Origin of the sequence: Porticoccus sp. (genome assembly GCF_041592135.1) — a bacterium.
Classification (GTDB): domain Bacteria; phylum Pseudomonadota; class Gammaproteobacteria; order Pseudomonadales; family Porticoccaceae; genus Porticoccus.
In genome coordinates this window covers 1-9,527 of record NZ_JBFHQR010000096.1, presented here as the reverse complement: position 1 = coordinate 9,527, position 9,527 = coordinate 1, and the positions used below count along the sequence as shown (strand labels likewise).

The 9,527-nt window shown below is 56.8% G+C and carries 7 protein-coding genes; all 7 read left to right on the top strand.

Going from position 1 to position 9,527, the window contains the following annotated elements; translation table 11 throughout:
• Positions 1 to 917: FAD-binding protein (locus ABY948_RS09040; RefSeq protein ID WP_461482205.1), on the top strand; the 917-nt coding region annotated here is incomplete at its 5' end.
• A 16-nt stretch (positions 918 to 933) separates the two neighbouring features.
• Positions 934 to 1,638 (top strand): succinate dehydrogenase iron-sulfur subunit, encoded by a 705-nt coding sequence (locus ABY948_RS09035; protein WP_461482204.1) that lies wholly within the window; start codon positions 934 to 936, stop codon positions 1,636 to 1,638.
• A 90-nt stretch (positions 1,639 to 1,728) separates the two neighbouring features.
• Complete coding sequence (locus tag ABY948_RS09030) at positions 1,729 to 4,560, top strand: 2-oxoglutarate dehydrogenase E1 component (RefSeq protein WP_461482203.1); 2,832 nt, start codon at positions 1,729 to 1,731, stop codon at positions 4,558 to 4,560.
• 40 nt (positions 4,561 to 4,600) lie between these two features.
• A complete protein-coding gene (odhB, locus tag ABY948_RS09025; RefSeq protein WP_461482202.1) occupies positions 4,601 to 5,812 on the top strand; it encodes a 2-oxoglutarate dehydrogenase complex dihydrolipoyllysine-residue succinyltransferase in 1,212 nt (403 codons plus the stop codon).
• Between the two features lie 32 nt (positions 5,813 to 5,844).
• A complete protein-coding gene (lpdA, locus tag ABY948_RS09020; RefSeq protein ID WP_461482201.1) occupies positions 5,845 to 7,287 on the top strand; it encodes a dihydrolipoyl dehydrogenase in 1,443 nt (480 codons plus the stop codon).
• Between the two features lie 85 nt (positions 7,288 to 7,372).
• Positions 7,373 to 8,542, top strand: a complete 1,170-nt coding sequence (gene sucC, locus ABY948_RS09015) for an ADP-forming succinate--CoA ligase subunit beta (RefSeq protein WP_461482200.1) — start codon at positions 7,373 to 7,375, stop codon at positions 8,540 to 8,542.
• Positions 8,542 to 9,414 carry a succinate--CoA ligase subunit alpha gene (gene sucD / locus ABY948_RS09010; RefSeq protein WP_461482199.1) on the top strand — a complete coding sequence of 291 codons (873 nt, stop codon included), beginning with the start codon at positions 8,542 to 8,544 and terminating at the stop codon, positions 9,412 to 9,414. The genes sucC and sucD overlap by 1 nt, the downstream gene beginning before the upstream one ends.
• The last annotated feature ends 113 nt before the right edge of the window (positions 9,415 to 9,527 follow it).

Here is a 9,527-nt window from a genome sequence, read left to right as displayed (position 1 = left end):
TCGCATCGCGCGATGTGGTGGCCCGCTCCATGGTGTTGGAGATCCTGAGTGGCAAGGGTTGTGGCGAGAAAGGCGATCACGTCTTCCTGAAGCTCGATCACCTCGGTGAGGAGGTACTGGAAAGTCGCCTGCCCGGCATTTGTGAGCTGTCCCGCACCTTTGCCCACGCCGACCCGGTTAAAGAGCCGATCCCGGTGGTGCCCACCTGTCACTATATGATGGGCGGAATCCCCACCAACGTTTCCGGTCAGGCCCTGACCCTGGACGAAAACGGCAATGATACGGTTATTGAAGGCCTGTACGCCTGTGGCGAAGTGGCCTGCGTGTCCGTACACGGTGCCAACCGCCTGGGTGGCAACTCGCTGCTCGATCTGGTGGTGTTCGGCCGCTCTTCCGGACTGTTCATTGAACAGGCACTGCGCGAAGGCATCGAGCTGAAAGAGGCAACCGATGCGGATATCGATGCAGCGATGGCTCGCCTCAATCGCATTAACACCACCAACGATGGTGAAGGTGCCGCAGAGCTGCGCACTGAATTGCAGAACATCATGCAAAACCACTTTGGTGTATTCCGCCGCGGTGATTTCATGCAAGAGGGCATCAAGAAGCTCCAAGCACTGCGTCCACGCATTGAAAATGTTCGCCTGGACGACAAGAGCAATACCTATAACACTGCGCGCATTGAAGCACTGGAACTGCAAAATCTGCTGGAAGTCGCCGAGGCAACCGCCATTACGGCGGAAGAGCGCAAAGAGAGCCGCGGCGCCCACGCCCGCGAGGACTTTGCCGAGCGCGACGATGAAAACTGGCTGTGTCACTCCGTGTACTTCCCGACCAACAAAGCAGTTGGCAAGCGCGGCGTGAACTTCACACCCAAAACCATGGAAGCCTTCGCACCGAAGGCGCGTACCTACTAAAAAAGGTTAGTGAGCCATGTTGAAAGTAAGTGTTTATCGTTACAACCCTGAAACGGACAACGCGCCGTACATGCAGGATTATGAAGTGGACACCGCGGGCAAGGACCTGATGGTGCTGGATGTGCTGGAGCTTCTGAAGGCCCAGGATCCCTCGTTGGCCTTTCGCCGTTCCTGCCGTGAAGGCGTGTGCGGTTCCGATGGTATGAACATCAGCGGTAAAAATGGTCTGGCCTGTTTCACGCCTCTGTCGGCGTGCGTGAAAAACGGCAAATTGGTCTTGCGCCCGCTGCCCGGTCTGCCGGTCATCCGCGATCTGGTGATCGATATGAGCCAGTTCTATGCCCAGTATGAAAAAATCCAGCCCTATTTGGTGAATAACGAACCGGCGCCGGCTATCGAACGCCTGCAATCACCTGAGGATCGCGCCAAGCTGGACGGCTTGTACGAATGCATCCTGTGTGCCTGCTGCTCAACCAGCTGCCCTTCTTTCTGGTGGAACCCGGATAAGTTCATCGGTCCTGCGGGACTGCTGCAGGCCTATCGCTTCCTGATTGACAGCCGCGATACGGATACTGAAAATCGTCTGGCCAACCTGGATGACCCTTTCAGTGTGTTCCGCTGCCACGGTATCCAGAACTGTGTCGCTGTTTGTCCGAAGGGGCTGAACCCCACCAAAGCCATCGGCCACATCAGAAACATGTTGTTAAGAAGTGCAACCTAACGTGCTGGTGCATAATAATCACAACCCGTCAGGCCCTCCCCCCGTGGAGGGCCTTGATGATCCAGTTTTCATACTATAGGGAACCTTTCGATGCCTGAAAGCATCATGCAGCAGTTTTTGCGCTCTTCCCATCTCTCTGGTGGGAACGCCGCATACATCGACGATTTATACGAAACTTACCTTCACGATCCCAATTCTGTGCCCGATGAGTGGCGCTCCTTCTTTGATTCCCTCCCGAGGGTAAACGGCCATTCCGGTGCCGATGTCTCCCACGCCACGATCCAGGACTATTTCGAGCTGTTAGGTCGCCGCCGAGCGCGCCCGGTTCCCGCGCCTGGATCCGGTGGGGTTAACATCGAGCATGAGCGCAAGCAGGTCAAGGTGCTGCAGTTGATCAGCTCCTACCGCAATCGCGGCCACCAGAAAGCCAGTTTGGATCCGCTCGGCATCATGACCCGTGAGCAGGTCGCCGACCTGCAACTTACCTATCACGGGCTGACCGAGGCCGATCTGGATACCACTTTCCAGTGCGGCACACTGTTTATTGGCAAACAGGAGGCGACCCTCAAGGAAATCATCGAGGCGCTTGAAGAAACCTATTGCCGCCATGTGGGTGTCGAGTTGATGCACATCACTGACCTCGCCGAGAAGCAGTGGTTGCAGCAACGCCTTGAGAGTGTGCGTTCCAAGCCGACTTACGACAACGACATGCGCAAGCATGTGTTGCAACGCCTGTCCGCGGCGGAAGGGCTGGAGCGCCACCTTGACTCCAAGTACCCCGGCACCAAGCGTTTTGGCCTGGAGGGCGGTGAGTCCCTGATTCCGTTGCTGGATGGCCTGATTGAGCGCGCCGGCGAATACGGTGCCAAGGAAATTGTGCTGGCCCTGGCACACCGTGGCCGCCTGAATGTGCTGGTCAACGTGTTGGGTAAAAGCCCTGCCGATCTGTTCGCCGAATTCGAAGGCAAGCGCCATGTGGATACCTCCGGTGACGTGAAGTATCACCAGGGCTTTTCCTCCAATGTGATGACCCCTGGCGGCGAAGTTCACCTGGCATTGGGATTCAACCCCTCGCACCTGGAAATTGTCTCACCGGTGGTGGAGGGCTCTGCGCGAGCCCGTCAGGATCGCCGTGTCGATCCCGAGGGCAACCAGGTGGTGCCGATCATTGCCCACGGTGACGCGGCCTTTGCCGGTCAGGGCGTGGTGATGGAAACCCTGCAGATGTCGCAGATTCGCGGCTACAAGACCGGCGGTACCATTCATCTGGTGATCAATAACCAGGTCGGCTTTACCACCAGTTGCCGGGAGGACAGCCGTTCTACCGAGTACTGTACCGATGTTGCCAAAATGGTTCAGGCGCCGATTATCCACGTCAACGGCGATGATCCGGATGCGGTGATGTTCGCCACCTTCCTGGCGATGGACTACCGTTTTGAGTTCAAGAAAGACATCGTCATCGACCTGGTCTGCTACCGCAGACGAGGACACAACGAAACTGACGAGCCGTCATCGACTCAGCCCTTGATGTACAAGCACATCAAGAAACACAAAACCACCCGCGAACTTTATGCTGAAAAGCTGGTGAGTGAAGCTGTGCTTTCCCAAGGCGAAGCTGACGGCATGCTAACCGAGTACCGGGATATCCTGGATCGCGGTGAAAATGTGGTGAACAAACTGGTTTCCGAGCCGGATGAAGCACTGTTCGTAGACTGGACCCCCTATCTTGGCCACGAGTGGACCACCCCAGCTGATACGGGCTATCCCATGAACGCCCTGAAAGACGTAGCCAACCGCATTTGCCAGGTTCCCGACGGCATTGTTGTGCAGCGCCAGGTCGGCAAGATATACGACGATCGCCATAAAATGGCCGGCGGTGCCCTGGAGCTCAACTGGGGGATGGGTGAGCTGCTTGCCTATGCCACGCTGCTGGAGCAAGGCTATCCCGTGCGCATGACTGGCCAGGATATCGGCCGCGGCACATTCTCCCATCGGCACGCCGTGGTGTATAACCAGAAAGACGGCGAGCCTTACACGCCACTCAAACATCTCTCTCCCGATCAACCAGCCTTTGAGATTTACGACTCCTTCCTGTCGGAAGAGGCAGTGCTCGGTTTTGAATACGGCTATGCCACTACCGCCCCGAGTGGGTTGGTGATCTGGGAGGCACAGTTTGGTGATTTTGCCAATGGCGCCCAGGTCGTTATCGATCAGTTTATTACCAGCGGCGAACACAAGTGGGGTCGCCTCTGTGGTCTGACCATGCTGTTGCCCCACGGCTATGAGGGGCAGGGGCCTGAACACTCTTCTGCCCGTCTGGAGCGCTACCTGCAACTTTGTGCCGAGCACAATATCCAGGTTTGTATCCCGACCACGCCCGCCCAGATATTCCACATGCTGCGCCGGCAGGCCATTCGGCCCATGCGCCGACCACTGGTGGTGATGAGCCCGAAATGGATTCTGCGTCACAAGCTGGCGACATCGTCGCTGGAAGACCTGGCGAATGGTGAATTCATGACGGTTATTCCCGATGTCGAAATTGACAAAGCCAAGGCTCGCCGCCTGATCCTCTGTTCCGGTAAGGTTTACTACCACCTGTATGAGGAACGCATGGCCCGCGGCATCGACAATATCGCCATGGTGCGTATCGAGCAGCTCTATCCCTTCCCGGATGAAGCGCTGCTGAGCGTACTGAAAGAATATCCGGCGGTAGAGGAAGTGATTTGGTGTCAGGAGGAGCCCATCAACCAGGGGGCCTGGTACAGCAGTCAACACCATATGCGCGGTGTTATTGATCGCTGTAACAGTTCCCTGCCGCTGCGGTATGTTGGCCGAGCTGCCTCCGCTGCACCGGCGGCAGGCTATATGTCTGCACACCTGGAAGAACAGGCACGATTTGTTAACGAAGCGTTGAGTTTTTAAGTGGCCAGCTGGCCATCCTTGACCAAGGAAATGATAAAAAATGAGCATTGAAATTAAGGCGCCTACCTTCCCTGAGTCCGTACAGGAAGGAAATATTGCTACATGGCACAAACAGCCCGGTGATACCGTTGTTCGCGACGAATTGCTGGTCGATATCGAGACGGACAAGGTGGTGCTGGAGGTGGTTGCCCCAGCGGATGGCACATTGCAGGAAGTCTTCAAGAGTGAAGGCGACGTGGTACTCAGCAACGAGGTGATTGCCAAGGTTGTGGCTGGTGCTGTGGAGGCCGCACCGGCTGCCGCGCCGGCTGCCGCCGCAGAGTCACCCGAGGCAGATGATCAGGGCGATAAAATCGCCAGTCCCGCTGCGCGCAAGCTGTCGGAAGAGAAGGGTGTCGACCTGCAGCACATCGCCGGCAGTGGCAAAGATGGCCGCATTACCAAAGAAGATGTGGTGGCCTGGCAGGCCCCGGCAGCAGCGCCTGCTGCCGTAGCGCCCGCTGCCCAAGCTGCTGCTCCGACGGCTGTGGTGGCCGTCGCCGCCGGTGATCGCGTTGAAAAACGTGTGGCCATGACCCGTATGCGCGCACGTATTGCTGATCGCCTGGTTCAGGTTACCCAGACCACCGCCATGCTGACCACGTTTAATGAAGTGGACATGCACCGCATCATGGCGCTGCGTGCAGAGTTTAAGGACACCTTTACCAAAGTACACAACGGCACCCGGCTCGGCTTCATGGGTTTCTTCGTGCGCGCGGCCACCGAGGCGCTGAAACGTTTTCCCGCTGTGAATGCCTCCATTGATGGCAACGACATTGTCTATCACGGTTATCAGGATGTCGGCGTTGCCGTGTCCACCGACAAAGGTCTAGTGGTTCCGGTTTTGCGCGATGCCGATAATATGGGTATTGCTGAAATTGAAAGCACCATTGCCGAGTTCGGTGCCCGCGCCCGCGATGGCAAGCTGACCATTGAAGAGATGACTGGCGGCACCTTTACCATTACTAACGGCGGTGTGTTCGGTTCGCTGCTTTCTACACCCATTTTGAATCCGCCACAGACTGCGATTTTGGGTATGCACAAAATTCAGGATCGCCCTGTGGTGGAGAATGGCCAGATTGTCATTCGCCCGATGATGTATCTCGCACTGTCCTATGACCATCGTCTGATCGACGGTAAGGAAGCGGTTCAGTTCCTGGTTGCCATCAAGGAAATGATCGAGAATCCTGCTAAGATTTTGCTCGAAATTTAAATTGTAATTGATTGAAATTATTGGGATAAATGATGTCCGACAAATATGATGTGATTGTGATTGGTGCCGGCCCGGCTGGCTATGTGGCAGCGATCAGAGCGGCTCAGCTGGGTTTGAAAACAGCCTGTATTGAAAAGTGGCAGAATGCCAAGGGTGAGGGCGTTAATGGTGGCACCTGCCTTAACGTCGGTTGCATACCCTCCAAGGCATTGCTGGACAGTTCCTATAAATACCACGAGACCAAAGCAAATTTGGGCACTCACGGGATTTCCACCGGCGATGTGGGCATCGATGTCAAAGCGATGGTCAACCGCAAGGCCAAGATCGTTGAGCAACTGACCGGTGGTATTGCCGGGCTGTTCAAAAGCAATGGTGTCACTTCCCTGTTCGGCACCGGCAAGCTGCTGGCCGGTCGCCAGGTTGAATACACCGATCACAAAGGCGCTGTGCAGGTACTCTCTGCCGACAACGTGATCATTGCCACCGGCTCACAACCCATCAATATTCCGGTTGCGCCCATCGATGGTAAAACCATCATCGACTCGACCGGCGCGCTGGAATTGACTGAGGTGCCGAAGCGTCTCGGCGTGATCGGTGCCGGGGTGATCGGACTGGAACTGGGCAGCGTCTGGAACCGTTTGGGCAGCAAAGTGGTACTACTGGAAGCGATGCCGGATTTTCTGGCCATTATGGATCAGCAAATTGCCAAAGAAGCCCAGAAAATCTTCGCCAAACAGGGCCTGGATATCCGTCTTAGCTGCCGTGTGACGGGCAGCAAGATGAAGGGCAAGGAAGTGGTGGTCACCTTCCAGAACAGTGCCGGTGAAGAGGCCCAGGAAACCTTCGACAAGCTGATCGTTTGCGTCGGGCGCCGCCCCTACACCGAAGGCCTGCTGTCCCCCGATAGCGGTGTCAACCTGGACGAGCGCGGCTTCATTTTCGTCAATGAGCAATGCGCCACCAATGCCCCCGGTGTTTGGGCCGTAGGTGATGTGGTCAGGGGTCCGATGCTGGCCCACAAAGGCTCGGAAGAGGGCGTGATGGTCGCCGAGCGCATCGCCGGTCAGAAGACCCAGATGAACTACGATATCATCCCGAACGTCATCTACACCCACCCTGAAATCGCCGCCGTCGGCAAGACCGAAGAACAGCTGAAACAGGCGGGTGAATCCTATAACGTGGGTACGTTCCCGTTCATCGCCAGTGGCAGGGCGCTCGCCGCCGACGAAACTGATGGCCTGGTGAAGATGATTGCCCACGCTGAAACCGACCGCATCCTCGGCTGCCATATTGTCGGCCCGAGTGCCGCGGACCTGGTTCAGCAAGTGGCGATTGCCATGGAATTTGGTTCCAGTGCAGAAGACATCGGTATGACGGTATTCGGTCATCCCACCCTGTCTGAAGCTGTCCACGAAGCCGCTCTGGCGGTAAATGGCCACGCCATTCATATCCCGAATCGCAAAAAGCGCAAATAACCGTGTTCCACAAAACTCCGCGGGTACGGCTGGCCTGCGGAGTTTTTTATCCATCCAATGAAAACAGCAAATGGGGAAATAGAGCATGAACCTACACGAATATCAGGCAAAGCAGCTCTTTGCTGAGTATGGTCTTCCGGTGTCGCAAGGTGTGGCAGCGGAAACCGTACAAGAGGCAGTGGCTGCAGCCGGTATCATCGGTGGCGATCGCTGGGTTGTTAAGGCCCAGGTACACGCCGGTGGTCGCGGCAAGGCGGGCGGTGTCAAACTGGTCACCTCCAAAGACGAAATCGAAGAGTTTGCTCGCAAGTGGCTCGGCAATCGACTGGTGACCTACCAGACAGATGCCAACGGCCAACCGGTCAGCCGGATTCTGGTTGAATCCTGCACCAATATTGCGCAAGAGCTCTATCTGGGCGCCGTTATCGATCGATCTACCCGTCGTATCGTCTTTATGGCTTCCACAGAGGGCGGTGTAGAGATTGAAAAAGTAGCTGAAGAGACTCCAGAGAAGATTCTCAAGGCCGTGATCGATCCGCTCACCGGCGCACAGCCCTATCAGGCCCGCGAACTGGGCTTCCAGCTGGGACTCAACGGCGAGCAGATCAAACAGTTCACCAAACTGTTCCTGGGGCTGGCCAAGTTGTTCCAGGACTATGACCTGGCACTGCTCGAAATCAACCCGCTGGTGATCACCGACGAAGGCAATCTGCACTGCCTGGATGGCAAGATCAACATCGACGGCAATGCCATGTACCGTCAGCGCAAGCTGCAGGACATGCACGATCCGTCCCAGGACGATGCCCGTGAAGCACACGCTGCCAAGTGGGATCTGAACTACGTGGCCCTGGATGGCAACATCGGCTGCATGGTGAACGGCGCCGGCCTGGCCATGGGCACCATGGATATCGTCAAACTGCACGGCGGCCAACCGGCCAACTTCCTCGACGTGGGTGGTGGCGCGACCAAAGAGCGCGTAGTTGAAGCGTTCAAGATCATCCTCTCCGACGAGAAAGTCAAAGCCGTGCTGATCAATATCTTTGGCGGCATCGTGCGCTGTGACCTGATCGCCGAAGGCGTGATGGGCGCGGTTGAAGAAGTGGGCGTAAAAGTACCGGTTGTGGTCCGCCTTGAAGGTAACAACGCTGAACTGGGTTCCAAAATCCTGGCGGACAGCGGCTTGAACATCATCGCCGCCACCAGCCTGACAGATGCGGCCCAGCAGGTGGTTAAAGCAGCGGAGGGCAACCAGTAATGTCTATCCTGATCGACAAAGACACCAAAGTAATCTGCCAGGGCATTACCGGCGGACAGGGCACGTTCCACACCGAACAGGCCATCGCCTACGGCACCCAAATGGTCGGTGGTGTGACCCCGGGCAAGGGCGGCACCACGCACCTGGGTTTGCCGGTATTTAACACTGTCGCCGATGCTGTCGCCCAGACCGGTGCAGAGGCTTCCGTGATCTATGTGCCGGCAGCGTTCTGCAAGGATTCCATCCTGGAAGCAGCCAACTCCGGTATCAAGCTGATCGTCTGCATCACCGAAGGCATTCCGACCCTGGATATGCTGGACTGCAAGGTCAAGTGTGACGAGCTGGGCGTGCGCCTGATCGGCCCCAACTGCCCCGGTGTGATCACCCCCGGTGAGTGCAAGATCGGCATTATGCCCGGCCACATTCACCTGCCCGGTAAAGTGGGTATCGTTTCCCGCTCCGGCACCCTGACCTACGAAGCCGTCAAACAGACCACTGACTTTGGCTTTGGCCAGTCTACCTGTGTCGGCATTGGCGGGGATCCGATTCCCGGTTCCAACTTTATCGATATCCTGGCGATGTTCGAGAAAGACCCGGCCACCGAAGCCATCGTGATGATCGGTGAAATCGGTGGTACCGCTGAGGAAGAAGCTGCGGCGTACATCAAGGAAAACGTCACCAAGCCGGTGGTTTCCTATATTGCCGGGGTGACCGCCCCTGCGGGCAAGCGCATGGGCCACGCCGGTGCGATTATCGCCGGTGGTAAAGGCACTGCGGATGACAAGTTCCGGGCGCTGGAAGATGCCGGCGTCAAGACTGTCCGCAGTCTGGCCGATATCGGCAATGGCTTGAAGGAAATCACTGGCTGGTAAGCCCGGTTTTTTTCAAAGCGATGGAAAAGGCGGCCCCCGGGCCACTGCTGTCCCACAGTTGAAAGTCATAAGGCGAACCTCATTTGAGGTTCGCCTTTTTTCTGTCTCGGTGG